The 24,555-nt window shown below is 67.4% G+C and carries 20 protein-coding genes and 1 pseudogene; 13 read left to right on the forward strand and 8 right to left on the reverse strand.

From position 1 onward, the window contains the following. Position 1: 1 nt before the first annotated feature. The 3 genes from ASD35_RS06870 (at position 2) to ASD35_RS06880 (ending at position 4,065) form a co-directional block, all read left to right on the forward strand. Entirely contained in the window at positions 2-976 is a 975-nt protein-coding gene (locus ASD35_RS06870) for a tripartite tricarboxylate transporter substrate binding protein (RefSeq protein ID WP_056874124.1), read from the forward strand. A 215-nt stretch (positions 977-1,191) separates the two neighbouring features. Then, positions 1,192-2,631, forward strand: a complete 1,440-nt coding sequence (locus ASD35_RS06875; protein WP_056874125.1) for an aldehyde dehydrogenase family protein — start codon at positions 1,192-1,194, stop codon at positions 2,629-2,631. A 63-nt stretch (positions 2,632-2,694) separates the two neighbouring features. Then, positions 2,695-4,065, forward strand: coding sequence for an MFS transporter (locus tag ASD35_RS06880; protein WP_056874126.1), 1,371 nt, complete (start codon positions 2,695-2,697; stop codon positions 4,063-4,065). Here the strand turns inward: ASD35_RS06880 and pelA are convergent. Then, on the reverse strand, positions 4,049-5,350 hold the full coding sequence (gene pelA, locus ASD35_RS06885) for a pectate lyase (protein WP_056874127.1): 1,302 nt from the start codon (positions 5,348-5,350) through the stop codon (positions 4,049-4,051). The genes ASD35_RS06880 and pelA overlap by 17 nt on opposite strands. 95 nt (positions 5,351-5,445) lie before the next feature. On the opposite strand from pelA, the gene ASD35_RS06890 reads away from it, so the two are divergent. Continuing rightward, positions 5,446-6,825 carry a metallophosphoesterase gene (locus ASD35_RS06890; protein ID WP_056874128.1) on the forward strand — a complete coding sequence of 460 codons (1,380 nt, stop codon included), beginning with the start codon at positions 5,446-5,448 and terminating at the stop codon, positions 6,823-6,825. Positions 6,826-7,006: 181 nt separating this feature from the next. After that, on the forward strand, positions 7,007-8,440 hold the full coding sequence (locus tag ASD35_RS06895) for a S41 family peptidase (protein ID WP_056874129.1): 1,434 nt from the start codon (positions 7,007-7,009) through the stop codon (positions 8,438-8,440). A gap of 83 nt (positions 8,441-8,523) precedes the next feature. On the opposite strand, the gene ASD35_RS06900 is transcribed toward ASD35_RS06895, so the two are convergent. Then, positions 8,524-9,690 (reverse strand): MFS transporter, encoded by a 1,167-nt coding sequence (locus tag ASD35_RS06900; RefSeq protein ID WP_056874130.1) that lies wholly within the window; start codon positions 9,688-9,690, stop codon positions 8,524-8,526. An 81-nt stretch (positions 9,691-9,771) separates the two neighbouring features. On the opposite strand from ASD35_RS06900, the gene ASD35_RS06905 reads away from it, so the two are divergent. The 4 genes from ASD35_RS06905 to ASD35_RS06920 all read left to right on the forward strand — a co-directional run bounded on the left by ASD35_RS06905 (position 9,772) and on the right by ASD35_RS06920 (position 13,184). Then, entirely contained in the window at positions 9,772-10,518 is a 747-nt protein-coding gene (locus ASD35_RS06905) for a molybdopterin-synthase adenylyltransferase MoeB (protein WP_056874131.1), read from the forward strand. A gap of 66 nt (positions 10,519-10,584) precedes the next feature. Further along, the gene (locus tag ASD35_RS06910) at positions 10,585-11,460 is read left to right on the forward strand and encodes an LOG family protein (protein WP_056874132.1); all 876 of its coding nucleotides are present in this window, start codon (positions 10,585-10,587) and stop codon (positions 11,458-11,460) included. Beyond that, positions 11,457-12,377 (forward strand): arginase, encoded by a 921-nt coding sequence (gene rocF, locus ASD35_RS06915; RefSeq protein ID WP_056874133.1) that lies wholly within the window; start codon positions 11,457-11,459, stop codon positions 12,375-12,377. Before ASD35_RS06910 ends, rocF begins: the two co-directional genes overlap by 4 nt. 90 nt (positions 12,378-12,467) lie before the next feature. After that, positions 12,468-13,184, forward strand: coding sequence for a hypothetical protein (locus ASD35_RS06920; RefSeq protein WP_235538258.1), 717 nt, complete (start codon positions 12,468-12,470; stop codon positions 13,182-13,184). 9 nt (positions 13,185-13,193) lie between these two features. Here ASD35_RS06920 and ASD35_RS06925 read toward each other — a convergent pair whose 3' ends face one another. Next, entirely contained in the window at positions 13,194-14,006 is an 813-nt protein-coding gene (locus tag ASD35_RS06925; protein ID WP_369819192.1) for a DUF429 domain-containing protein, read from the reverse strand. A 39-nt stretch (positions 14,007-14,045) separates the two neighbouring features. On the opposite strand from ASD35_RS06925, the gene ASD35_RS06930 reads away from it, so the two are divergent. Further along, complete coding sequence (locus tag ASD35_RS06930; RefSeq protein ID WP_056874136.1) at positions 14,046-15,749, forward strand: diguanylate cyclase; 1,704 nt, start codon at positions 14,046-14,048, stop codon at positions 15,747-15,749. 15 nt (positions 15,750-15,764) lie between these two features. Here the strand turns inward: ASD35_RS06930 and ASD35_RS06935 are convergent, their stop codons facing one another. Continuing rightward, entirely contained in the window at positions 15,765-16,673 is a 909-nt protein-coding gene (locus tag ASD35_RS06935; protein WP_056874137.1) for a LysR family transcriptional regulator, read from the reverse strand. A 120-nt stretch (positions 16,674-16,793) separates the two neighbouring features. On the opposite strand from ASD35_RS06935, the gene ASD35_RS06940 reads away from it, so the two are divergent. Further along, positions 16,794-17,201 (forward strand): RidA family protein, encoded by a 408-nt coding sequence (locus tag ASD35_RS06940; protein ID WP_056874138.1) that lies wholly within the window; start codon positions 16,794-16,796, stop codon positions 17,199-17,201. 30 nt (positions 17,202-17,231) lie between these two features. Beyond that, entirely contained in the window at positions 17,232-18,254 is a 1,023-nt protein-coding gene (locus tag ASD35_RS06945; protein WP_056874139.1) for an asparaginase, read from the forward strand. Positions 18,255-19,473: 1,219 nt separating this feature from the next. On the opposite strand, the gene ASD35_RS26490 is transcribed toward ASD35_RS06945, so the two are convergent. The 3 genes and pseudogenes from ASD35_RS26490 to ASD35_RS28500 form a co-directional block, all read right to left on the reverse strand. Then, complete coding sequence (locus tag ASD35_RS26490) at positions 19,474-22,326, reverse strand: RHS repeat-associated core domain-containing protein (protein WP_082579964.1); 2,853 nt, start codon at positions 22,324-22,326, stop codon at positions 19,474-19,476. Further along, the gene (locus tag ASD35_RS27040; RefSeq protein ID WP_157275415.1) at positions 22,296-23,024 is read right to left on the reverse strand and encodes a hypothetical protein; all 729 of its coding nucleotides are present in this window, start codon (positions 23,022-23,024) and stop codon (positions 22,296-22,298) included. Before ASD35_RS27040 ends, ASD35_RS26490 begins: the two co-directional genes overlap by 31 nt. Positions 23,025-23,159: 135 nt before the next feature. After that, a pseudogene (locus tag ASD35_RS28500) lies at positions 23,160-23,450 on the reverse strand (DUF6531 domain-containing protein); the annotation flags it as partial. Between the two features lie 456 nt (positions 23,451-23,906). Between ASD35_RS28500 and ASD35_RS06955 the strand changes: the two are divergent. Then, on the forward strand, positions 23,907-24,107 hold the full coding sequence (locus ASD35_RS06955) for a hypothetical protein (protein WP_056874141.1): 201 nt from the start codon (positions 23,907-23,909) through the stop codon (positions 24,105-24,107). 3 nt (positions 24,108-24,110) lie between these two features. Here ASD35_RS06955 and ASD35_RS06960 read toward each other — a convergent pair whose 3' ends face one another. Beyond that, positions 24,111-24,506: an SgcJ/EcaC family oxidoreductase gene (locus ASD35_RS06960; RefSeq protein ID WP_056874142.1), complete on the reverse strand. Its 396-nt coding sequence runs from the start codon at positions 24,504-24,506 to the stop codon at positions 24,111-24,113. Between the last annotated feature and the right edge of the window lie 49 nt (positions 24,507-24,555).

Genomic DNA, 24,555 nt, shown 5'->3' on the forward strand with positions numbered 1-24,555 from the left:
CATGACCAAACTCCCCCGCCTCGGCCTGATCCTGCTGTCCAGCCTGACCCTGGCTACCGCGGCTACGGCGGCGCCGGCGTCTCCCGCCTGGCCTACCGGGCCCATCAAGCTGGTCGTGCCCTATCCGCCGGGCGGTTCGTCGGACATCATCGCCCGCGCCATCAGCACCCAACTGGGCGCGGCGCTGAAGCAGAACGTCATCGTCGACAACCGCCCGGGCGCCAGCGGCAACATGGGCGCGGACGCCGTCGCCAAGTCCACCGACGGCCACACCCTGCTGCTGTGCGACGTCGGCGCGCTGGCCATCGCCCCCTCGGTCTACACCAAGCTGCCCTTCGACCCGTCCAAGGACCTGCGCGGCGTGACCATGCTGGCCTATTCGCCCCACCTGCTGGTGGTCCATCCCGGCGTGCCGGCGAACAACCTTGGCGAACTGGTGGCGCTGTCCAAGACCCGGTCGTTGAACTTCGCCGTCACGGCGCTGGGCAGCGCGCCCCACCTGGCCGGGGTCGCTGTCGAGCAGGCCACCGGCGCGAAGTGGACCTACATCCCCTACAAGGGCGGCGCGCAGTCGGTGGCCGACACGATTGCCGGCCAGACCGAGGTCACGATGAACGGCATGCTGGCCACCCTGCCTCATGTGCAGTCCGGCAAGCTCAAGGTGCTGGCGGTGTCCAAGGGCACGCGTGTGCCGCTGCTGGCCAACGTGCCCACCGTCGCCGAGCAGGGCATCAAGGGCTTCGAGTCCGGCACCTGGCAGGGCGTGCTGGCGCCGGCCAGCATGCCACCGGCCGCGCTGGCCAAGCTCAACGCCGTGCTGACCGAGGTCATTCGTTCGCCCGAGGTGCGCGAGCGCCTGGTCTCGCAGGGCGCCGAGGTCCGTACCATGACTACGGCTGAGTTCGCCAGCTTCTTCGACGCCGAGCGCAAGCGCTGGGCCCAGGTGGTCGCCAAGGGCGGCGTCAAGCTCGATTGAAGTGAACGTGCGCCCCTCGCCCGGTCTTGCGCCGCTGGACGCGGGCCAGCCCAGTCGGTCCCCCGGGGGGACGGCGATGCTCGCGGGGCGTACCCCGCTCGCACATCGCCAGACGGGCCGGCTTGGGAGCGGCCCGGCGCTCGCCCCGAAATGCGTCCGTTAGCCCAGTCGGCGGCGTCCGCACTGCCTTTCCTTTTCTTCATCGCGGAGTCCCCATGAAACCGAACTACATCGCCGGCGCCTGGACCGAAGGCCCTCACGTCTCCCGCAACATCAACCCCTCCGACACCCGCGACCTGATCGGCGAGTACGCGCAGGCCGACGCCGCCCAGGCCGACCTGGCCATCGCGGCGGCCACGGCCGCCTTCCCGGCCTGGAGCCTGTCCACGCCGCAGCAGCGCTTTGACATCCTGGACGCCGTCGGCACCGAGATCCTGGCCCGCCGCGCCGAGCTGGGCGACCTCCTCGCCCGCGAGGAAGGCAAGACGCTGCCCGAGGCCATCGGCGAGGTCCAGCGCGCCGGCAACATCTTCAAGTTCTTCGCCGGCGAGGCGCTGCGCCCGGGCGGCGAGACGATGCCGTCCGTGCGCCCCGGCGTCGGCGTCGAGATCACGCGTGAAGCCGTCGGCGTCGTGGGCCTCATCACGCCGTGGAACTTCCCCATCGCCATTCCCGCCTGGAAGATCGCGCCGGCGCTGGCCTGGGGCAACTGCGTCGTCTTCAAGCCGGCCGACCTCGTGCCCGGCTCGGCCTGGGCACTGGCCGAGATCCTGTCGCGCAGCGGCCTGCCGGCCGGCGTGTTCAACCTCGTCATGGGCCGCGGCTCGGTGGTCGGCGAGAAGCTGCTGAACGACCCACGCGTGGCGGCCATCAGCTTCACCGGCTCGGTCGCCACCGGCCAGAAGGTGGCCGCCGCCTGTGTCGCCCGCATGGCCAAGTTCCAGCTCGAGATGGGCGGCAAGAACCCCATGATCGTGCTGGACGACGCCGACCTCGGCGTGGCCGTCAACGCTGCCGTCAACAGCGGCTTCTTCTCCACCGGCCAGCGCTGCACCGCCTCGTCGCGCTTGATCGTGACGGAAGGCATCCATGACCGCTTCATCGCCGCCATGGTCGAGAAGATGAAGGGCCTGAAAGTGGACGACGCCCGCAAGGCCGGCACCGACATCGGCCCGGTGGTGGATGCCAGCCAGCTCGGCCAGGACACCGACTACATCGGCATCGCCAAGACCGAGGGCGGCAAGCTGGCCCACGGCGGCGAGCGCATCGAGACCAACGCCGACGGCGCGCCGGGCTTCTACCTGACACCGGCGCTGATCACCGACACGACCCCCGCCATGCGCATCAATCGCGAAGAGGTGTTCGGCCCGGTCGTCAGCGTCATCCGCGCGCGGGATTACGAAGAGGCGCTCGCCTTGTCCAACGACACACCGTTCGGCCTGGCCGCGGGCATCGCGACGACTTCGCTGAAGCACGCGACGCACTTCAAGCGCCACGCGCAGGCCGGCATGGTGATGGTCAACCTGCCGACCGCGGGCGTGGACTACCACGTGCCCTTCGGCGGCCGCAAGGGCAGCAGCTACGGCCCGCGCGAGCAGGGCCGCTACGCCGCCGAGTTCTACACGACCGTGAAGACGGCTTACACCCAGGCCTGATCCCACCCTTTCGGCACGACCGCCCGGCAAGAGGCGGAGCTGCCGCATTGCCCGGAGACTCCCATGAGCACCACCACCGCCTCGCTGGCCCAAGCCGCCAGCGGCAGCGCCGTCCGCACGAAGAAGCGCTTCGCCATCCTGGCCATGCTCTTCATCGTCACGACGATCAACTACGCCGATCGCGCCACGCTGTCCATCGCCGGCCCCGCGTTGTCGAAGGACCTGGGCATCGACTCGGTGACGATGGGCTACATCTTTTCGGCCTTCGGTTGGTCTTACGTCATCGCGCAACTGCCTGGCGGCTGGCTGCTGGACCGTTTCGGCTCCAAGCTCGTCTACGCGGCCAGCATCTGCCTGTGGTCCGTCTTCACATTGCTGCAGGGCGGCATCAGCTTCATTGCCGCCAACGTGGGCCTGGCCGTCGTCACGCTGTTCGCGTTGCGCTTCCTCGTCGGTGCGGCGGAGGCCCCGTCCTTCCCGGCGAACGGCCGCATCGTCGCGAGCTGGTTTCCTGCGGCCGAGCGCGGGACGGCGTCGGCCATCTTCAACTCGGCCCAGTACTTCGCCACCGTGCTGTTCGCGCCGCTGATGGGCTGGATCACGCACAGCTACGGCTGGCCGGCCGTGTTCGTCGTCATGGGCCTGCTGGGCATCCTGCTGAGCGCCGTGTGGCTGAAGACCGTCTTCACGCCCCGGACCCATCCGGGCGTCAACCAGGCCGAGCTGGACCACATCGCCGCCGGCGGCGCGCTCCTGAACATGGACCAGCCCGGCACGCAGAGCCGCAGCTTCGCGCCCGCCTCGCCCAAGCTGGGCTACATCAAGCAGCTGCTCTCCAACCGCATGCTGATGGGCGTCTACGTGGGCCAGTACTGCATCACGACGCTGACCTACTTCTTCCTGACCTGGTTCCCGGTCTACCTCGTCAAGGAGCGCGGCATGTCCATCCTCAGCGCCGGCTTCGTCGCGGCGCTGCCGGCCATCTGCGGCTTTGCCGGCGGCGTGCTGGGCGGGCTGATCTCCGACGGCCTGCTGCGCCGCGGAAAAAGCCTCACCTTCGCCCGCAAGACGCCCATCGTCGTGGGCATGCTGCTGAGCACCAGCATGATCCTGTGCAACTATGTCGACAGCTCGGCCGTCGTCGTCGCCATCATGTCGCTGGCCTTCTTCGGCAAGGGCCTGGGCGCGCTCGGATGGGCTGTCGTGTCGGACACCTCGCCCAAGGAGATCTCCGGCCTCTCCGGCGCGCTGTTCAACACCTTCGGCAACACGGCCGGCATCACGACGCCCATCGTGATCGGCTACCTGGTCAAGGGCACGGGCTCGTTCAACGCGGCGCTGGTGTTCGTCGCGGCCAACGCGCTGGTGGCCGTGTGCTGCTATCTGTTCGTCGTCGGCGACATCAAGCGCTTCGAGCTCAGGAAGGCTGCCTGATCCACTTGACGGCCCAGGCGTCGTAGGCCGCCAGCGTCTTCTGCGGCCAGTTGCCCCACCAGGCATAGCCGTTGCGCCGCTCCAGGCTGATGTCGTTGACGTCGTCGTGCAGGCTCTTGTCACGGTCGCCGAACACGGGCCTGAGCGTCGCGGGGTCGTAGTAGCGCGCCCACAGCGGGCCGGCGCCCGGCTGCACCACCAGCTTGCGCCCGTCGTCTGTCTTGACGAAGGCGCGGTCCCGCACGCCGAGGGCCTTCAGCGTCGCGACGCCGGCGCGTACCGCCTCGACGACGGCGGGTGACGGCTGGGGCAGGCCCATCAGGAAGGCCAACACCTTGGCGCTCTCGCCACTGCTCAGCGCCGGCGGCTCGTAGTTGCGCGCCGACGCGGGCGCCAGCGTCAGCGCGTCATGCTGCTGCGCCCACAGCGTGAGCTTGCCGTTCACACGGATCTGCGTTGCCAGCAGCAGTTGCACGGCCTTGGCCTCGGCGGCCGCGGCCGCCGTGCGCTGCGATGCGGGCAGGAAGCCCAGATCCGCTTCGCCCCGTCCGATGTCGCCCATCAGCTCGGCCACCTCCACCAGCGCGTTGTCGTTCAGCGTGATGGCGTCGTGGTAGCCGCCCTGCAGCGGCCACACCTGGGGCCAGCCGCCGCCCGGGAACTGCGCCGCCAGCAGGTAGGCCACGCCGCGCTGCGCCGCCTGGCGGTAGGCCTCGCCGGGCGCGCCGGGTTGCGCGGCGGCCACGCGGGCCAGGAAGCGGATCTCGGTGATGGTCGCGTCGTTGTCGATGGTGCCGACATAACTCCACTGGGCGTCTTCGGCCTTGTCGAAATCACCGGCGACGGCCGGCTTCTTGGGGCTGTTGTCGGCGACGTAGCTCTGGCCGCGCTCGCGCGGCGGCTTGTCGCGCGGCTGGTTCTTGCCCCAGCCGCCGGCCGGCGTCTGGTAGCTGAGGATGTTGCGCGCGACCTGCAGCGCGGCTTCGCTCGCGTACCAGTCGGCCGGTTTGTCCAGCGGCATGCTGGCCTCGCCGTTGCCGCCGGCCGGCGCCGCCGGCCAGGCCGCCAGGCCCTTGCGCTCCGCCGCCAGCGCGGCGCGGTCGGCGGCGCGCTGGGCAGCGGAACGGGCCAGGTAGTCCACCCACGCGGCGCGCTCGGCGGCCGGCAGGGCGGCCACGCGCTCGGCCGTCAGTGGCTCGGCCGGCGGGATGACGCCGATCTGGGCGGCAAACGCCGGCGACGACAGTACCAGCGCAAGCAGGGCGGAGCGGCTGAAGGCGGGCATGGCGGGCAGTGAAGTTGGGGATGGGCGGCAATCTACCGGCTCGCGCCGGCTGGCGCGCGGCTAACCTTGCGCCGCTCACACAGTTGACTGCTTTCATGACCCCTCGCGCCCTCGCCCTCGTGTCGACCCTGCTGGCCGGCTGCGCCGCCACCCCGCCGGGCGAACCGCCGGCCGCGCCGCCCGCCGTCGGCCTGCAGCAAGCCTGGGTCCAGGCCGTCGCCGGCCCGGGTTGGGCTGTGCGCGCCCTGACCGCCGAGGCCAGCTGCCCGACGCTGCACTGGGCCGGCGCGGCGGCGGTCATGCAGCCGCGCAGCGCACCCGGCGAGGAGCCATCACCGCCGGGCAACACCCAACCGGAACGCAGGCCCACGCAGTTCACGCTGCGCGCTTGCGAAGCGCCCTGGCCTGCCGACGCCACGAGCGTGCAGGTGGGCGCCCTCACGCTGCGGGCGCCCGCCGCCGAGCTGCGCCGCATCGTCGTCATCGGCGACACCGGCTGCCGGCTCAAGGCCAGCGACAAGGACTTCCAGGCCTGCAACGACACGTCCCGCTGGCCCTTCCCACGCGTGCTGGCCCGCGCCCTGGCGCTCAAGCCCGACCTGGTCGTCCACGTGGGCGACTACCACTACCGCGAAAGCCCCTGCCCACCCGGCCTGGCGGGCTGCGCCGGCAGCCCCTGGGGCTACGGCGACGACGCCTGGCAGGCCGACTTTTTCCAGCCGGCCCGCGCGCTGCTGGCGGCCGCGCCCTGGGTGTTCGTGCGTGGCAACCATGAGGCCTGCTCGCGCGCGGGCCAGGGCTGGCTGCGCTACCTGGACGCCGAGCCCGGCACCGCCCGCGCCTGCCAGCCCGAGGTGGCCGCCGGCAGCGTCAACGAGGGCGATTTCACCGCGCCCTTCGCCGTGCCGCTGTCGCCGCGCCGCCAGCTCATCGTCTTCGACTCCGCGGAAATCGGCAGCGGCACGCCGCCGGCCGGCTCGCCCGCCTGGGCGCGCTGGCGCCAGCAGCTCGACCGCGTCACCGAGCTGTCGCGGGAGCGCACGCAGAGCCTCTTCCTCAGCCACCATCCGAGCCTGGCCTTCAGCCCCAGCCGCAGCGGGGCGCCGGGCACGGTGCGTTCGGGGCTGACGCCGCTGCTGGAGGACGCCACGCCGGGCCGGCTCCTCCCGCCGGGCGTGCAGGCCACGCTGCACGGCCATCTGCACATCCACCAGGTGCTGGGCTTCGCCACCAACCAGCCCGCCAGCCTCGTCATCGGCAACGGCGGCTCGGCCGCCTCCGGCCGCCTCAATGCTGCGGCGGCATTGCGGGCCGAGCCGCTGCCGGGCGTGCAGCTGGAGACCTTCCAGAGCCACAGCGAGTTCGGCTTCTCGCTGCTGACCGCCACCCCGCTGGGCTGGCAGCTGCAGGCGTTCAACACACTGGGCCAGCCGCTGGCCACCTGCACGCTGGCGGGCCAGCGGCTGCGTTGCTGACGGGCGCACTTCGTTACGCATGACTTCCGACAGGTAACGCCCGCGCATTCCATCACTGCAAGGCCAAATTGAAGGGTTTCAGTCGGGTAAATCGACGGGTCCGCCAGAGCCCCGGGGCTACACTGGATGCACCTGTCAAGCGGTTTCGACAGGAGTCACGTTGATCAAAGGACTCGCCCTGATGAGCTCCAAATTGAAAGTTGCCGGTTGGGTCGCCCTCGGGGCCGTCGCAGGTGCGCTCACCACGATGCAACTGCAGGCCAATGCACGCAGCAGCCTCTCGCCGCTGCCGCTGGACGAAATGCAGCAGCTCGCTGCGGTCTTCGGGCTGGTCAAGGCCGAGTACGTCGAGCAGGTCGACGAGAAGAAGCTCATCAACGACGCGATCGGCGGCATGGTGTCCGGGCTGGACCCGCATTCCCAGTTCTTCGACAAGAAGACCTTCAAGGAATTCCGTGAAGGCACCAGTGGCAAGTTCGTCGGCGTCGGCATCGAGATCGGCATGGAAGACGGCTTGGTCAAGATCGTCTCGCCCATCGAAGGCTCACCCGCCTTCCGCGCCGGCCTCAAGAGCGGCGACCTGATCAGCCGCATCGACGACACCGCCGTGCGCGGCCTGTCGATCGACCAGGCGGTGAAGAAGATGCGCGGCGACCCGGCCACCAAGGTGTCGCTGACGATCTACCGCAAGGCCGAGAACCGCACTTTCCCGATCACCATCGTGCGCGAGGAAATCAAGATCCAGAGCGTGCGCGGCAAGGTCATGGAGCCCGGCTATGCCTGGCTGCGCGTCAGCCAGTTCCAGGACCGCACCATCGAAGACTTCGCCAGGAAGCTCGAAGAGATCTACAAGCAGGAACCCCACCTGAAGGGCCTGGTGCTGGACCTGCGCAATGACCCGGGCGGCCTGCTCGAAGGCGCTGTCGCGCTGTCGGCGGCCTTCCTGCCCAAGGGCGTCGAGGTGGTGTCGACCAACGGCCAGATCGCCGAGTCCAAGGCCAGCTACAAGGCTGACCCCGACGACTACCGCCGCCGCGGTGGTGACGACCCGCTCAAGCGCCTGCCCGCTGCGCTCAAGACCGTGCCGATGGTGGTGCTGGTCAACGAGGGCTCGGCCAGCGCCAGTGAGATCGTCGCCGGCGCACTGCAGGATCACAAGCGCGCGACCGTCATGGGCGCCCAGACCTTCGGCAAGGGCTCGGTGCAGACCGTGCGCCAGCTGGGTCCGGAGACCGCGCTGAAGATCACCACGGCACGCTACTACACGCCGGCCGGCCGCTCCATCCAGGCCAAGGGCATCGTGCCCGACGTCATGCTGGACGAAACCGCCGAGGGCAACGTCTTCGCCGCGCTGCGCATGCGTGAGGCCGACCTGGAGAAGCACCTCAACAACGGCCCCGAGGACAATGAAGCCCGCCAGAAGGCCCGTGAGGAAGCCCGCGCCAAGCTGGAGGCCGAGTACGCCAAGCGCGCCGAGCCGCCCAAGCCCCTGCCCGAGTTCGGCTCGGCCGAGGACTTCCCGCTCGTCCAGGCGCTGAACAAGCTCAAGGGCCAGCCGGTTGTCGCGTCCAAGGCGCCGCTGGAGCGCAAGGCCGAAGCCAAGACCACCGAATAAATCGAAGTAGCACACCTGTTTCAAGCACACGGGCCTCGCAAGAGGCCCGATTTTTTTGCCTGGCCGATACCGGCGTCGAGCGGTCAGCGGCGTCGCGCAATGGCCCAGGCACCCAGCGCCGCCACCGCCCCCAGCGCTGGCACGGCCCGCCAACCGAACGCCGCCAGCAGCGTCGAGCCCAGCGCCGCGCCGCCGGCCATGCCGACGAACATGACGCTCACCAGCACCGCGTTCAGCCGGCTGCGCGCGCCGGCATCCAGCCCGTAGACCACGCTCTGGTGCGACACCAGCGCGGCCTGCACGCCGAGGTCGAAGACCACCGCCACACCGACCAGCAGCCACAGCGACGCCGGCGCCACCGCCTGCACCGCGAAGGCGACGAACACCAGCAGCGCGCCGGCGCGGATCACCGCCTGCGGGCCGCGCCGGTCGGCCAGGCCACCGGCCAGCGGCGCGATCAAGGCCCCGGCCGCGCCGGCCAGGCCGAAGGCGCCGGCCACCGCGCTGCCCTGGCCGAACTCCGGCCCCGCCAGCACCAGTGCCAGCGTCGACCAGAAGGCGCTGAAGGCGACGCTGAGCAGCCCCTGCGCCAGCGCCGCCCGCCGCAGCGGCGCGTGCTTCACCCACAGCCCGGCCATGGAGGCCAGCAGCGAGCCGTAGCCCGCCTGCGTGGCCGGCACGAAGCGCGGCAGGCCGTGCCACAGCAGCGGCATCAGCAGCGCGACGGCGACCGCCGCGGCCGCATAGACCGCCCGCCAACCGGCCAGCGCCGCCAGCGAACCGCTGGCCACGCGTGACAGCAGGATGCCCAGCAGCAGGCCGGTCATGACCTGGCCGACGCGCTTGCCGCGTTCGGCCTCCGGTGCCAGCGTCGCGGCGGCGGGCACCAGATCCTGCGCCAAGGTGGCCATCAGGCCGATGGCCACGCTGGCGATGCACAGGGCCGCGAAGCCGGGCGCCAGCGCCGCGAACGCGAGCGCTGCCACCAGCCCCGCGGCCTTGATGGCAATGATGCGACGGCGGTCGAAGCGGTCGCCCAGCGGCGACAGCAGCAGGATGGCTGCGGCATAGCCGAGCTGCGTCAAGGTGGGCAGCAAGCCGATCGCGGCGCTGCCCACGCCGAACTGATCGGACAGCAGGCCGAGCAGCGGCTGGACGTAGTAGATGGATGCGACGGCGAGGCCGGTGGCTGTCGCGAGCAACAGCGTCAGCGCCGGGCTGAGGGTGGTGGCAGGGGGCTGGGAGTGCATCGGCGCGAGTGTCGCGAGCACGGGCAACCCTTGCCTGGCGCGGGCTTAGTGTCCGAAGGGCGCCGGCGCTATCCTGCCGCCATGACCGACGACGACCTGCTGCGCTACTCCCGCCACATCTTGCTCGACGCGATCGGCATCGAGGGCCAGCAGCGCCTGCTCGACGCCAAGGCGCTCATCGTCGGCTCGGGCGGCCTGGGCTCGCCGGTGGCGCTGTATCTCGCATCCAGTGGCGTCGGCCGCATCACGCTCGTCGACCACGACGCCGTGTCGCTGACCAACCTGCAGCGCCAGATTGCCCACGACATGAGCAGCCTCGACCAGCCCAAGGTCGAGTCGGCCGCCGCGCGCATGGCCGCCCTCAATCCCGGCGTGCAGGTGCGCGCGCTCAACGCGAAGGCGGACGCGGCCCTGCTGAACGCGGAGGTGCCGCGCGTCGACGTCGTCATCGACTGCACCGACAACTTCGCGACCCGCCATCTCGTCAACGCGGCCTGCGTGCGGCATGCCCGGCCACTGGTGTCCGGCGCGGCCATCGGGTTCGACGGCCAGATCAGCGTCTATGACAGCCGCTCGCGGGAGCAGCCCTGCTATGCCTGCCTGTTCCCGCCCGAGTCGGGCTTCGAGGACGTGGCCTGCGCCACCATGGGCGTGTTCGCGCCGATGGTGGGCATCATCGGCAGCATGCAGGCCGCCGAGGCGCTGAAGCTGCTGGCCGGCGTGGGCGAGCCGCTTGCCGGGCGGTTGCTGATGCTGGACGGCCGGCGCATGCAGTGGAGCGAGATCGCGATGCAGCGCGATCCGCAATGCGCCGTCTGCTCTGGATGAAATCCCGCGGGGCCGCGGCAACGCGGCACAAAATCCGGCGTTGACCTGCCCACAATCGCCCCTCTCATGAAGCCCACCGACGTCCCGACGCGCAACTTCCCGACCGCCAAGGAAGAGTGCCGCAACCTGCCGCCCCACCCCGAGTACGACGGCCCCGGCAGCGCCTACGAACTGGCCTTCAAGGACGAGAGCTTCCTGCTGCGCCAGGACATGCGTCACGTGCGCATGCAGCTGGAGCTGATGAAGCCCGAGCTGATGCTCAACGAGCAGGGGGTCAAGTCCACCATCGTCATCTTCGGCAGCGCGCGCATCCTGTCGGCCGACGCCGCGCATGACCTGATGGCCGCGGCCGAGGCCAGCGGCGACGAGGCCGCGCTGCGCATCGCGCGCAGCAAACTGCAGATGAGCCGCTATTACGAAGAGGCCCGCCGCTTCGCGCAGATCGCGACGACCGGATGCGCCGAGCGCGGCCGCCCCGTCGTCGTCGCCACCGGGGGCGGCCCCGGCATCATGGAGGCCGGCAACCGCGGCGCCTACGAGGTGGGCGGCAAGAGCGTCGGGCTGAACATCGTGCTGCCGCACGAGCAGTACCCCAACCCGTACATCACGCCGGAGCTGTGCTTCCGCTTCCACTACTTCGGCCTGCGCAAGATGCATTTCCTGATGCGCGCGGTGGCCCTGGTGTGCTTCCCCGGCGGCTTCGGCACGCTGGACGAACTGTTCGAGACGCTGACGCTGATCCAGACCCGCAAGAGCCGCCGCCGCCCCATCCTGCTGTTCGGGCGCGAGTTCTGGAGCAAGCTGCTCAACATCGAGCTGCTGCTCGAAACCGGCATGATCAGCCCGGGCGACGAGAAGCTCTTCCATTACGTCGAGACCGCCGAGGAAGCTTGGAGCGTGCTCGAGGCCGAACCCGAACTCTCCAGCGTGACTGCCCCATGACCAAACTACGCAATGTCTCCCTGATCGGCGCGCCGACCGACGTCGGCGCCGGCGTGCGCGGCGCCAGCATGGGCCCCGAGGCCATCCGCGTGGCGGGCCTGGCCGAGGCGCTGCGGGCGCGCGGCGTGGACGTCGTCGACCGCGGCAACCTGGTCGGCCCGTCCAACCCCTGGGCCCCGCCGGTGGCCGGCTACCGCCACCTCGACGAGGTCGTGGCCTGGAACCGCATCGTCCACGACGCCGTCTACCAGGAACTCAAGACCGGCCGCATGCCCATGCTGCTGGGCGGCGACCACTGCTTGGGCCTGGGCTCCATCGCCGCGGTGGCCCACCATTGCCGCGACACCGGCAAGAAGCTGCGCGTGCTGTGGCTGGACGCGCACACGGACTTCAACACCAGCGCGCTGACCCCCAGCGGCAACATCCACGGCATGCCGGTCGCGTGCCTATGCGGCTTCGGGCCGAAAGAGCTCATCGAGATCGGTGGCCATGTGCCCGCCGTGAGCCCCAAGTGGATCCGCCAGATCGGCATCCGCAGCGTCGACGAGGGCGAGCGCGCCTTCGTGCACGAGCACGACCTGGAAGTGTTCGACATGCGCTTCATCGACGAGATGGGCATGCGCCACACGATGGAGCTGGCGCTGGCGACGCTGGACGACAACACCCACCTGCACGTCAGCTTCGACGTCGACTTCCTCGACCCCGTGATGGCGCCCGGCGTCGGCACGACAGTGGGCGGCGGCCCGACCTACCGGGAGGCGCACCTGTGCATGGAAATGATCAACGACACCGGCCGGCTGGCGTCCATGGACGTGATGGAGCTGAACCCGGCACTGGACGAGCGCAACAAGACGGCGCTGGTGGCGGTCGACCTCGTTGAATCGCTGTTCGGCAAGAGCACGCTGATGCGCAAGTAGCCAGGGCCGAAGCACCTCGCGCCCGATTCATCCGCATAGTTCACGAACGCCCGCGGCCGCGCTGTCAAGACGCGGCGCACCCGCCCGAAGATGCTTCCAAAGGAAGTGTCTGCCGTGCTGCGTCGCCTGTTCACCACCCTCGTCCTGCTGTCCGGCGCGCTGTCGCAGGCGGCGCTGTCCGCCGACCTGACCGCGCAGGAAACGCGCTGGCTGCAGGGCATCTGGCCCGTCGTCAGCCACGCGCGCGAGGCGCTGGCGCTGCCGCTGGACCTCGTCGTCCAGCCGCAGGACGCACCCGGCCACGCCCCGCTGGCGCTCGGCTTCGTCGACGGCCGCTGCAAGCTGGTGCTGTCGATGCGCGGCAACCCGCAGGTCCAACGCCAGCTCGACAGCATCGACCCGGCGCTGCTCACTGCCACGCTGGAACTGATGGCCGCCCATGAGCTGGGCCACTGCCGCCGCTACCTCGACGGTGCGTGGCACGGCACGCCGGCCGGCTTCGTGGCGGCCCACGCGCCCGACAACCTGGCGCCCGACCTGCGCCAGGCTTGGCTCGCGATGCGATCCACCCGCCGCGAGGAAGGTTATGGCGACCTTGTCGGCCTGGCCTGGACGCGCGAGCGCCACCCCGAGCTCTACGCCAGGCTGCACGCCTGGCTCGTCGCCGAACGCTCGGCCGAACTCATCCCCGGCAGCCACCACGACACGCTGGACTGGCTGGCCCTGGCCAAGGACCCGGCGGCGCTGGCGGGGCGAACGATGTTCGAGGCCGCCCACGGCGCGTGGATGCGCGGGCTGAAAGACTGAAGCGTCACCTCACGCGCCGACGATCCACCCTTCGATCGGGTCCACGCCCGGCGGCCAGCTGTAGTCCGGCTGCTCGGCGGCCCAGGCGGCCTGCAGCATGGCCAGCACCGCGTCCAGGCCGTCGCCGCTCGCATCGGCCACCAGCGCGTCGCGCTGCGCGTGGCTGAGCTTCAAGCGCAATCCCAGCCGTGACCGCCCCTGCTCCAGCGCATCGACCAGCCCCAGCCGCGCGATCAGCCGCTCCGGCGTCTGCGCCGCCTTGCTGTCGCTCTTGTACGAACGCCGCCCGATCAGCTCGCGCGCCAGCAGGCCCGGATAGGCTTCCAGCGCCACGCGGCTCGGGTCGCCGGCGAGATGGCCGGGCAGATGCACGCCCGCTGCGATCAGCCGCGGCAGGCCGGCGTGCAGCATCCAGGCCACGGGCGGGTTGACCCACTTCATGCTGGTGCTGGCGCCGGCTGGCGCATCGCAGGCGCGGTGGGCGAACTTCGCGCCCACCGGCCGCGCGTCGCAGAAGGCGGCAAAGCGGTCGCGGATCTCCGCGCGGCTCAGGCTGGCGTAATGGCTCATCAACGCCGTGTAGTCGGTTGGCCAGCCCAGGTGCTCGACCAACTCGCGCGGCAGGCCGAACGGCAGGTCGAAGCCGCCGACCCAGGGCCCCGGCCGGGCCAGCCAGGCAGAGAAGGCGTCCAGGCTGTCCAGCGCTGTCAACCCAGCCAGCCGCACGACGCTGCCGTGGCGGTGACCTTCGGCGACGCGGATGGGCTTGGCACGGCGGGGCGCACTCGTGAAGTCGATCCCGAAAATGGTGCGCATCGTCATGGCCGGCATTCTGGGGCTAGGCAGAATCGCCAGCTTCCCATGTCAGACCTGCTAGACCTCCCCAGCCTGCCCGCGGACGGCCGCGGCTTCGACGCCGCCGCGTTCGACGCCGCCTTCGCCGTGCAGCGCCAGCATGCGCAGGCCGGGGCCTACGAGGCGTCCAGCGAGGCGCTGGAGCAGTTGCTGCTGACGTGCCCACCGGCCGAGCTGCGCCGTCGCGGCGAGACGCTCGCGCTGCTGGCCCACCAGTACCCGCGCGTCGGCCGGCTGACGTCGAGCGCCCGCTGCGCCACGGAGGCCCTGGCGCTGGCCGAGCGTCTGGGCGACGACAGCCTGCTGGCCGATGCGCTGACGTCGCAGTCCTTCGTCTATGGTCAGCTGCTGATGGGCCGCGAGGCGCTGGCGTCGGGCATGCGGGCGCTCGCCGCGGCGCGCCGGGCCGGCGACGCGGTTCGCGAGGCCTGGGCGCTCAATCGCGTCGGCGTGGCCTATTCAAGCCTGGAGAACCTGGCCCAAGCCTGCGCCTCGGCTGAGCAGGCGCTGGAGATCGCCGCGCGTGCGGAGGCCGCCGAAGTGCTGTTCTCCTGCCACAACAACCTGGCCTATTTCTGGCTGCGCCGCGTCGAGGAGGCCCAGGCGATCGGCGACACGGCAGCGCTGGCCGACGCGGTGGCCCACGCACGCCGCACCGCCGAGCAGGCCACCGTGCTGGCGCGCCGCTCGGCCAGCCCGTTCAAGGTGGCGGTGGCCGTCTCCAACCTCGTCAACGCGCTGCTGGCCGGCAACCGGCCCGACGAGGCCCTGCCGCTGCTCAACGAATTCGGCCACCTCGCCCACGACCACGGCTACCGCCCGCTGGCGGTGGAGGCCGATGCGCAGCGCGCCACCTTCCTGCGCCTGAAGGGCGAGCCGCTGCAGGCCGCGGCCATCCTGGAGGCCTTGCTGCATGCCGCTGTCGAGCCGCCGCCCAAGCTGCGCCGGCTGCTCATCCGGTCGCTGTACGAGACGCACAAGGCCAGCGGCCAGCACCGCGAGGCGCTCAAGTGGCTGGAGGCCCTCTTCGGCCTGGACCGCCAGATCAACCGCGACAACCTGGTGCTGCAGACCGAGGTCATCCTGATCCGCGAACAGGTCGAGCAGGCCCAGGCCCGCGCCGACAGCGCCGATGCCGACGCCCGCCGCGAGCGCGCCCGCGCGGCGCATCTGGAGAACGAACAGCAGCGCCTGCGCGAGCACGCCATGGCGCTGGACCGTGCCGCCCATGAAGACGTGCTGACCGGCCTGCACAACCGGCGCCACGCCGAGTTCGCGCTGCCGCTGCTGGTCGAGGGCGCGCGCATGGCCGGCCAGGTCATCAGCGTCGCGGCGCTGGACGTGGATCATTTCAAGAAGATCAACGACACCCACGGCCATGCGGTGGGAGACGCCGTGCTGCAGCAGCTCGCGCAACTGCTGCGCCACCGCCTGCGCAGCGCCGACCTGATGGCCCGCACAGGCGGCGAGGAGTTCATGGCGGTGCTGGTGGGCATCGCGCCGCAGCAGGCCGCCGAAATCTGCGAGCGCCTGCGCCTGGCCGTGGCCGAGCACGACTGGGCGGCCGTCACGCCGGGGCTGGGCGTGCGCATCAGCGTCGGCATCGCCGGGGGTGCGCCGCCGCTGGCGGCCGACAGCCTGCTGCACCGCGCCGACCATGCGCTCTACGCCGCCAAGCGTGGCGGCCGCAACCGCGTGCACGTGGACTGAGTCCGGGGCCGGCAGTCAGCGCGGCAGTTCGCGGGCGAGCAGCGCCACCACCCAGTCGATGAAGACACGCAGCCGCGCGCTGACATGCGGGTTGGGCCGGTAGGCCAGGTACAGCGGCATCGGCGCCAGCGTCCAGTCCTCGAACAGCGGCCGCAGCGCGCCGGCCTCCACATGCGGCCCGGCCATGTAGTGCGGCAGCCAGAGCACGCCGATGCCGGCCAGCCCGGCCGCGAGATAGGCATTGCCGTCATCCACCGACAGCAGCGCATGGCCTTGCACGTCCAGCTGTTCGTCGCCGCGCGTCATGGCATACGACAAGGGCCGGCCCGCGCGCGGGCTGCGGAAGCCGACGACACGGTGGTGGCTGCTCGCCAGCTCGCCGGGATGGGAGGGCACGCCGGCACGCGCCAGATAGGCCGGCGCCGCATAGACGCCAAGCAGCAGCTCGCCGACGCACCGCGCCACCAGCGACGGGTCGCTCAGCTCGCCACCGCGCACGACGCAGTCCACGTTCTCGCCGATCAGGTCCACCAGCCGGTCGCTGACGCCCAGCTCCAGCTGCAGCTCCGGGTAGCGCGCATGGAAACCCGGCAGCGCCGGCACCAGCACCAACCGCGCCAACGGCGTGGGCACGTCCACCCGCAGCCGGCCGCGCGGCGCGTCGGACGCACCGGACAGGCTGCTCTCCACCTCGTCCAGCTCGGCCAGCAAGCGCAGCGCCCGCGCGTAGTAGGCGGCACCGTCGGCCGTGGGCTGCACGCGGCGCGTCGTGCGGTTCAGCAGGCGCACGCGCAAGCGGCCCTCCAGCTGCTGCACGAGCTGCGTCACGCGCGCACGGCTGAGCTGCAGCACCTCGGCCGCCTTGGTGAAGCTGCCCGTCTCCACCACCCGCACGAACGCCTGCATGGCATCGAAGCGATCCATCGCGGCCCTCCTTCGGCCGGGATTGTCCAGCGACACCAAACACTGCTGTCCGCCGCGGCGCCTAGATCGGCCGGGCACCGCTGCCTAGAGTGCAGTGACCGCTTCTTCTTGGAGATTTCAATGACTCGACGCGACGTCGTCTTCCCCGCCGGGCGCCAGGCCTTGTATGAGCGCAACCGCTACTCGCCGGCCGTGCGCGCCAACGGCCTGCTGTTCGTGTCGGGCCAGGTCGGCAGCCGGCCCGACGGCTCGCCCGAGCCCGACCTGGCGGCCCAGGTGCGCCTGGCTTTCGACAACCTCAACGCGGTCCTTGCCGCCGCGGGCTGCAGCTTTGCGGACGTGCAGGACGTGACGGTCTACATCGTCGACCCCGAGGCCAACTTCGAGAAAATCTGGGCCATCGTGCCCGAGTACTGGGGCGAGGCGCCCTACCCCACGCTGACCGGCGTCGGCGTGACCTGGCTCTACGGGTTCCAGTTCGAGATCAAGGTCGTCGCCAAGCTGCCGCCGGCCGCCGAGGAGGTTTAGGCTCGCGCCTTTGCCACCTCACGAGCGGCCATGAACCCCGTCCTCATCGAAGTGCTGCGTGGCGGCACCGTCGAATCGCGCCATGCCGGCGCGCTGGCCATCGTCGATGCCTCCGGCGCCGTGCACACGGCGCTAGGCGACATCGAGCGGCCCATCTTCCCGCGCTCGGCCGTCAAGCTGCTGCAGGCGCTGCCGCTGGTGGCCAGCGGCGCGGCCGAGGCCTTCGGGCTGACCGACGAGGAGCTGGCCCTGGCCTGCGCCTCGCACAGCGGCGAGCCCGCCCATGTCGCGACCGCCGCCGGCGTGCTGGCCAAGCTGGGGCTGGACGCCGGCGCGCTGGAATGTGGCACCCAGTGGCCCAGCCGCGAACCGGTGCTGCGCGCGATGGCCGCGCGCGGCGAGGTGGCCACGCCGCTGCACAACAACTGCTCGGGCAAGCACGGCGGCTTCGTCTGCGTGGCCTGCCTGATGGCACGCAATGCCGGCGCCGAGCCGGCCGAATTCGCGCGCGGCTACGTCGCGGCCGGGCACCCCGTGATGCGTGAGGTGTCGGCGGCGCTGTCGATCGCCACCGGCGTGGACGTCGAGCAGGCGCCGCGCGGCATCGACGGCTGCTCCATCCCGACCTTCGCGCTGCCGCTGCGCTCGCTGGCGCTGGCCTTCGCACGCGCCGGCACGGGTCAGGGCCTGTCGGCGGGCCATGCGCGCGCCGCGCGCCGGCTGCGTCAAGCCGTGGCCGCGGCGCCCTTCATGGTCGGCGGTACCGACCGCTTCGACACCCGCGTCATGCAGGCGTTCGGCGAGCGGCTGTTCTGCAAGATCGGTGCGGAGGGCGTCTATTGCGCGGCTTTGCCCGAGCTGGGCCTCGGCGTGGCGCTGAAGATCGACGACGGCGCCGCCCGCGCGGCAGAGGCGGCGATGGCCGCCGTCGCGCAGCGGCTGCTGAAGAGCGAGGACGAGGTCTTGCGCGGCTACAGCCACCTCGTGCTGCGCAACTGGCGCGGCACCGAGGTTGGCGCGCTGCGGCCGGCGGCGAGCCTCGGCTCGGTCTGAAGGCGCTGACGGCTGGCGCGATCGGCGGGCCAATCTCGCGCGACGATGCTGGCGACACGGGTCTCATCGGCTCGGCAACTCGGAAGCACCATGACCCTCAACGACCCATTCTCTTCTTCCATCGTCACCATTCAGCCCCTGGGCATGCCTTGGGCTGGCGACGTTTACCGCAGGCAGTGGGGTCCCAGGTCGTGGCGAAAGGTTCGCAACTTGCGCTGCTTGGCCTTGATCTCGGCAAAGGCAGCCGGGATCGGGGTTTGCAGCATCTAGCCCCTGGGCCGCCGCTTCGGACCAGTGGGCGAGCAGCGCGCCCAGCACGTCCTGGGCGACTTCGAAGCGATGCCGCGGGTGAACGTCGTGGTCATTTCTTGCAGTGCTCGCTGGGACTCGACAGGATTGGCGTTGGGGTCAATGACCCCAACCTACCGGGCTGAGGTGACCGTCTGGTCAGCGATGAGGAATTTGTGTGGGGCATGGAGCGTTGGGGTTCGCTGCGCTCACCCCAACCTACCGGGCTGGAAGCGATGCTCACCGCGTACTGAAAGGCCTACAACCACCACATCCCGCAACGCTCGCTCGACCACCGCTCACCCGTGCAGACCCTTCAGGCTTGGCAGGTCTCCCACGCCCACTTATTCAAGCGCGCTGTATACAAACAGGCGGGTCTTGACACGAGCTGAAAGGTCGGCGACCTTCTTGCTATCCCTACTTCTTGGTGCGCATTAAGACGGAGATTCTAATGAATGAAATCGAAGGAATAGCTTGCCCCGACTGCAATTGGCGACCGGACCATTTGGATAGGTGGGAATGCGACCCCGAATGCGGAGCACTATGGAACACATTTTGGACACATGGCATCTGCCCAGGTTGCGCCAAGCACTGGCAAGAAACGCAATGCCTGCACTGCGGAAAAATATCACCTCATCCCAAGTGGTATAAGTATCGCTCAATTAATTCAGCAGATAGCAAAGCAGAAAACTCACGAGAATCTAACTGACTCCGCCAGATCTGCAAACGCATTTCTGGTTTCTCCGCGCGGGCCTCCAAGATGGCCCATGATCCGGTCCACTGCTTTCAATGGCCCCGCTTAAAGGCGCACATTGGCGGGCGCACGCTTCCTCATGGGTCTTTGGCCCATCGCCGCCAACCATATACCAAAACATCATTCCAAGATACATTAGAAAGCACAATACCACCAAAAGCCGTTTACGGTGCTTAGTCATTTTGGGCACATTTTAGGTGTATCAGGCACCCACAATTCAGTTCTTCGCGGATTAACAAGATCTTCCCAGGCATTGGGCACGCTTGGATGTCTAAACAAAGACGAAGATCCAGTTAATGTAGCGACAGTGTCAGCTTGGGCCTCATATTTCTCCATCAGACGTTCGTAGCCTCGATTCATCTGGGACTCAAATTCGAGCTGACGTTGATAGTTTCTAAGAAAAATCAGTTCCTGCCGCATCAACTGCTGCCTAAGCATTAATTGTTGCGCAGGACCTCCGACTCTGGGTTGCTTTTGAAGACCATCACTATCAAAGTTTCCAATCGGGTCCCCGCCCACATATGCGTAAGTGTTGATGCCGCCTGCCAATCCAATGGGGTCAGATTGGGTATACCTCCCAATCGTCGGATCGTAATACCGGTTCCAGTTGTACCAAAGCCCACTCTCCGCGTCCCAATACTGCCCTGGGAATCCTACGTTAAGTCCTCCGACCGTGTCGGTGGTCACCGACCGTCCGAAGGCATGGTTGGATGCCCGCCATACGACTTGCGAGGCCGCATTGGTCAGCACTTCGGGCCGCCCCAGGTGATCGTTATGGCTGGCGTAGAAGGCACCTCCACGCATGATTCCCAGCAACTGGCCGCCCAGCCATATGTAGGCGGTGCTGCCCTGCGGCCCGCGCTCGTACAGTAGTTCACCACTCGGTGCGTTGGCATAAACGGTTACGCCAGCCATGGTGCTCTTCCAGAGCCGCTGGTTGGCGGCGTTGTAGCCGTAGGTGGCCACCACGCTGCCATTGCGGGTGACTTGGCTCAACCGATCGAACGCGTCATAGGTGAGCGCTTGGGTGATGGCGCCGTTCACGTCCTGCGTCAGGTTGCCCGCAGCGTCGTAGCTGAAGCTGCGCGAGGTACCAGCGCCGCTGGCGCCCCTGAGCCGGTTGCTCGCTGGATCTACGTCATAGCTGTAGCTGACTCCGACCAGCGTGTGGCTGGTGCGATTGGCCACCGCATCAAGGCCAAAGGCTTGGTCCGCGCTGGGGCGAGTGGTTGTAATCAAGCGGTCAACAACGTCGTAGCCAAACGACGACGAGTTCTGGCTGCCATACACGTTGTCGCTGATAGAGGTCACGGTGTCCAGGTTGGGGGTGTACTGAAAGCTCAGGTCGTGCGCCGCGTCGCTTTGCAGGCGGGTGACACGTCCATCGGCATCACGGGTCTCCATGCGAGGCAGTCCATTACCAAACCGCCATGCGTACAACCGCTCTGTGGCGGGCTGATACAGCAAGTTGTCTGCCAAGGTCAGCGAGCCACCGCCCGCATTGCCCCGTAGGAGCGACACGCGACCGTAGCCGTCATACTGAACGGACAGCGTCTGCCCATCGGGATAAGTCAGTCCTGCAAGCCGCCCCAGCGCGTCATAGGACCATCCGACGGTGAGAGACTGGCCTTGTGCCGCGACCGTCAAGGCCTGCAGCCGCCCTGTTGCTGCATAGCCATAAGTCACAGCGCCCGACGGGCCGCTCATGCCTGTCAAGCGCCCTGCGCCGTTGGCGCTCTGGCCGTAGTTCAGGGCCTCCGTCACACCGCCGGAGCTTCTCGACGTCATCCGACTTGCGGCATCCCAGCCGTAGCTGATGTTTTTGCCGTTCGCGCGGCTCTCCCCATTGACGCGGCCCGCCACGTCATACCTGTAGGCCGTCACGCCAGTGTCGGGGCTCGTTCGCGTTGTGACCTGACCAAAGCCGTTGTACGCGTAGGAGGTCTTCAGACCACGGGCATCGATCACGCTGTCAAGGAAACCGTCCGGACCATATGTGTAAGTCGTCTTGCTCCCGTCTGCTTGGGTTTGCGAGGTCAAGTGATTAAGCGCATCAAAGGCATTTGTGATGGTGCGGTTCGCCGCATCAGTGATCGTTTTTACATTACCGCTGGCGTCAAACTGGACAATCTTGAACTGCCCAGAATTTCCCCAAACCTTGGATGGAAGTCCCAGTACCTTGTCTAGCGTCACGCGTTCAGAAAATTCGCCACTCGGCGTCGCCACAACTGCGCCTCCACTAAAGGCCGGAATATTTCGGGTTGTGCGGGTAACTTTCTCGTTGGTTGTCGCATTGAAGTCAAACCAAACGGTTTCCCCTAGCGCATTGGTGCTGGCGGTCGGTCGTCCGGAAGATGAAAGCGAATGCGTGGCGGACCACCCGTCAGAACGACTAGCCTGCGTCAGCTGGCCGTCCCCACCATAACTGGCCGTTATCGTTGCCGAACCGGGAGCGCTGCTGCCGATTTGATTCCCCCTCGCATCGTATGAAAGGCTAGTTGTCCACCCGTTTGCGTCGGTGACGCTTTCCGGAAAACCAAGCCCGTTATACGCAGCGTAACTTATCGTCTCTCCGGCGGGATTCTGATAACTCATCAGATTACCCGAACTATCATAGGTATAAAGGGAAGTGGCGGTTCCACCCGGTAGCGGTTCGCTGACAGTTTTTGTCTTCGGAATGCCCGCGCTGTAATATGTGTAGCTGTAACTGGTCGTTCTGGTTGGCGCGCCGCTCTTCAGGTCAACAACAGAAACCATGACTGGAAGCCGTCCCACCGCAGAGTCAGTATAGCTGTAGTTATATTGCAAGACGCCAGCACCGCTCGCATCCGTAATCTTCAGACTTGCGATATCCAAAGAAAAACCATTATCTGTGACGGCATAAGTGTAAGCTTCAGTTTGCGACAACGCCGTGCCTGCTGCAATCGTCTTGCTTAACAGGAAACCGTCATTATCGAATGTAAAAGCCGTTTTTTCGCCGTTTCTGCCAAAAGCCTCCTTTACATAACCGTTTGAATCGTAAACCTGCATCGCGACGGCAGCAGGCTTGGCGTACCCGCGGTGTTTGTGCTAACCCACTGTTTGTGACCGTTCACTACAGAGAAATTATGTGTAGAAACTTGTCCGCGCACGTCCGTCTGCACGGTCGCATTATCAGAGTACGAAAAATTATCCGAAAATGTTCCATCTAAAGCGGCACTGTTGACGACCCTTCCTTGGGCGTCATAGATATACCGAGTCGCGCGCACACCGTCGATCGCATATCCGGTCAACCAAGCGGCATTTGTAGAATTTTCATAGAAATATGTATAGATTCCAGCCGAGGGCTGCGGCGGCGTCACAGCCGCGAGAACGCCGTTGTTGTAAGAGTAGTTCCAGACCAAGCCACTTGGCGCAGTGACGCTCGTAACTCGGGAACCGTCAGATGACCAACCAAACTGGACGGTGGCACCAAATGCATTTGTAATGGACTGCAGCCGCCTTGCTGCATCCCTATTGTATGTATAAGCAACCACTCCACGACTGGAGATGGTATCCAGCTTATATTCTGTATCACTTCCGGCCCGAGACGTCAATGTGTAAATGCGACCATTAAGTCGCACCTCCATCTTTCGCTGCGAAGGCCAGAGAAGTATCGAGATCTTCTTTTTAAGGGCGTTGGGATAAAAGTTCGATGTGTTCCATGTTGCCGCCTCGGCCATGGCACTGGGCGGCACGTAAGCCAACATCGTAGAATACTGGTTTAGCGGCCATGGCGGCGTAATATAGTTCAGCGTGTATGATGACCCATCCGGCAAATCAACAGTCAGGTATGACGCTGCGCAGGTCTGATTACAAGACCAATACCCGCTAACGTTGAACTCGTACCCCGACTGCCATCCTGATCCGAACATGGCGCCGACAGCACGATCTGACTGATATCGCCTCAGATTCGCAAGTGGAAGCGGTGAATTGTGGACGAAGTCAGTTTGCTGCCAAGTTTTTCTTCCCGTTGCTAGAATTACAGGGTTACTTTCGGTCGGATTGGGACTGCCAGCCCCCTCCGTTGAGCTACAACGCGCCGGCGCGGCCTTGCCATTGCCGCCCCCCTTAGTGACATTCTTGTTGACAAGCCGATCAAACCCGGTGTTTACAGGACCTCCACCGCCCGCCATGCCCGGCGGAAGTGATGGACCACCAGCAACAAGATATCCATTTGATGGGCCATCGTTGTTCCGGCTTCCGGTTACCTCGATTCTATCCAAACTTTCAGCGCCGCCTCCGGGACGATTCCCAAAAGGGTCGTGCCGAATAATATGATGGAAGTCAAAACAACGGCCTGGTGGCGAGCTCTAGATTCTTTTGTGGTGCGGGTATGCCTACCCCATTCACCATCCCAGCCGAGCATGAGCCGCGCCAAGCCCGCACGGCGAAGTTTCAAGAACGGCAGCATGTTAACTCTCCCTATAGGGCGCCATCGCGCCACAGATAATGCCATTGGATATGACTGCGCTCAGGGTCGGCTCTAATATTTACCCCACTCTTAAACAATGTACCGCGCAAGCAACCGTTGTTCTGCTAAAGCGAACCTGTCCATAAAAATTGGGACTCCATTTCCCTAAGAGCGTCGCTTGATTGACGAGTGCCTGAAGTGCAACTGCCTTCGCTCTTTCCCGCAGTGCCCGGACGTCGAGCAGGCGCGACGCGGCATCGGCGGCTGCGCAGTCCCGACGTTCGGGTTGCGGCTGCGCGAAGCGGTCGCCGCGGCCCTTCATGGGCGCGGCACCGAGGTTGGCGCGCTGCGGCCAGCAGCGAGCCTCGGCTCGGTCTGACGGTTAGGTCGCCAAGGGCGTGGTCTGCGCCGACGCGATGGCCCAGCCGCCGCCTTGCCGCACGACAACATACGTCATCACGCCGACACGGCCCGGCAGGGCGCTCTGGTCCCCCACCGCCCGGTGGTCGTGGACGGTCTTGGTGCAGGACACCAAGGCGCAGTCGTGCGTGAGGAAGCGCACCCGATCGACGACGGTGGCGGTGGAGACATGCTGCAGCGGGGACGCCAGCGCCTGCGACATTGCTGCCTCGAAGGCCTGCTTGCCGAACAGCCTGCGCCCGGCCATGTTGACGATGACCGCATCGTCAACATGCAGTTTCATCAGCTCGGCCACATCGAACTGATACTTCTGTGCGTCTGCAACCAGCTGGTGTATCTGCGCTTCTTGCGGACTCATTCAAGCTCCTTCCATGGCGTCCCCAAAAGCGTAATGGAACCCGGGAAAG

The organism is Pelomonas sp. Root1444 (assembly GCF_001426885.1).
In the GTDB taxonomy this organism is placed as follows: domain Bacteria; phylum Pseudomonadota; class Gammaproteobacteria; order Burkholderiales; family Burkholderiaceae_C; genus Pelomonas.

Bases quoted from the DNA above. Each gene is read 5' to 3' on its own strand.
- ASD35_RS26490 (WP_082579964.1), bottom strand. From the start codon at position 22,326: ATGCAGGTTTACGATTCAAACGGTTATGTAAAGGAGGCTTTTGGCAGA.
- ASD35_RS06945 (WP_056874139.1), top strand. From the start codon at position 17,232: ATGAACCCCGTCCTCATCGAAGTGCTGCGTGGCGGCACCGTCGAATCG.
- ASD35_RS06935 (WP_056874137.1), bottom strand. From the start codon at position 16,673: ATGGATCGCTTCGATGCCATGCAGGCGTTCGTGCGGGTGGTGGAGACG.
- ASD35_RS06890 (WP_056874128.1), top strand. From the start codon at position 5,446: ATGACCCCTCGCGCCCTCGCCCTCGTGTCGACCCTGCTGGCCGGCTGC.
- ASD35_RS06895 (WP_056874129.1), top strand. From the start codon at position 7,007: ATGAGCTCCAAATTGAAAGTTGCCGGTTGGGTCGCCCTCGGGGCCGTC.
- ASD35_RS06880 (WP_056874126.1), top strand. From the start codon at position 2,695: ATGAGCACCACCACCGCCTCGCTGGCCCAAGCCGCCAGCGGCAGCGCC.
- ASD35_RS06925 (WP_369819192.1), bottom strand. From the start codon at position 14,006: ATGACGATGCGCACCATTTTCGGGATCGACTTCACGAGTGCGCCCCGC.
- ASD35_RS06930 (WP_056874136.1), top strand. From the start codon at position 14,046: ATGTCAGACCTGCTAGACCTCCCCAGCCTGCCCGCGGACGGCCGCGGC.
- ASD35_RS06960 (WP_056874142.1), bottom strand. From the start codon at position 24,506: ATGAGTCCGCAAGAAGCGCAGATACACCAGCTGGTTGCAGACGCACAG.
- ASD35_RS06940 (WP_056874138.1), top strand. From the start codon at position 16,794: ATGACTCGACGCGACGTCGTCTTCCCCGCCGGGCGCCAGGCCTTGTAT.
- ASD35_RS27040 (WP_157275415.1), bottom strand. From the start codon at position 23,024: ATGTTGGCTTACGTGCCGCCCAGTGCCATGGCCGAGGCGGCAACATGG.
- rocF (WP_056874133.1), top strand. From the start codon at position 11,457: ATGACCAAACTACGCAATGTCTCCCTGATCGGCGCGCCGACCGACGTC.
- ASD35_RS06905 (WP_056874131.1), top strand. From the start codon at position 9,772: ATGACCGACGACGACCTGCTGCGCTACTCCCGCCACATCTTGCTCGAC.
- ASD35_RS06900 (WP_056874130.1), bottom strand. From the start codon at position 9,690: ATGCACTCCCAGCCCCCTGCCACCACCCTCAGCCCGGCGCTGACGCTG.
- ASD35_RS06875 (WP_056874125.1), top strand. From the start codon at position 1,192: ATGAAACCGAACTACATCGCCGGCGCCTGGACCGAAGGCCCTCACGTC.
- ASD35_RS06870 (WP_056874124.1), top strand. From the start codon at position 2: ATGACCAAACTCCCCCGCCTCGGCCTGATCCTGCTGTCCAGCCTGACC.
- pelA (WP_056874127.1), bottom strand. From the start codon at position 5,350: ATGCCCGCCTTCAGCCGCTCCGCCCTGCTTGCGCTGGTACTGTCGTCG.
- ASD35_RS06920 (WP_235538258.1), top strand. From the start codon at position 12,468: ATGCTTCCAAAGGAAGTGTCTGCCGTGCTGCGTCGCCTGTTCACCACC.
- ASD35_RS06910 (WP_056874132.1), top strand. From the start codon at position 10,585: ATGAAGCCCACCGACGTCCCGACGCGCAACTTCCCGACCGCCAAGGAA.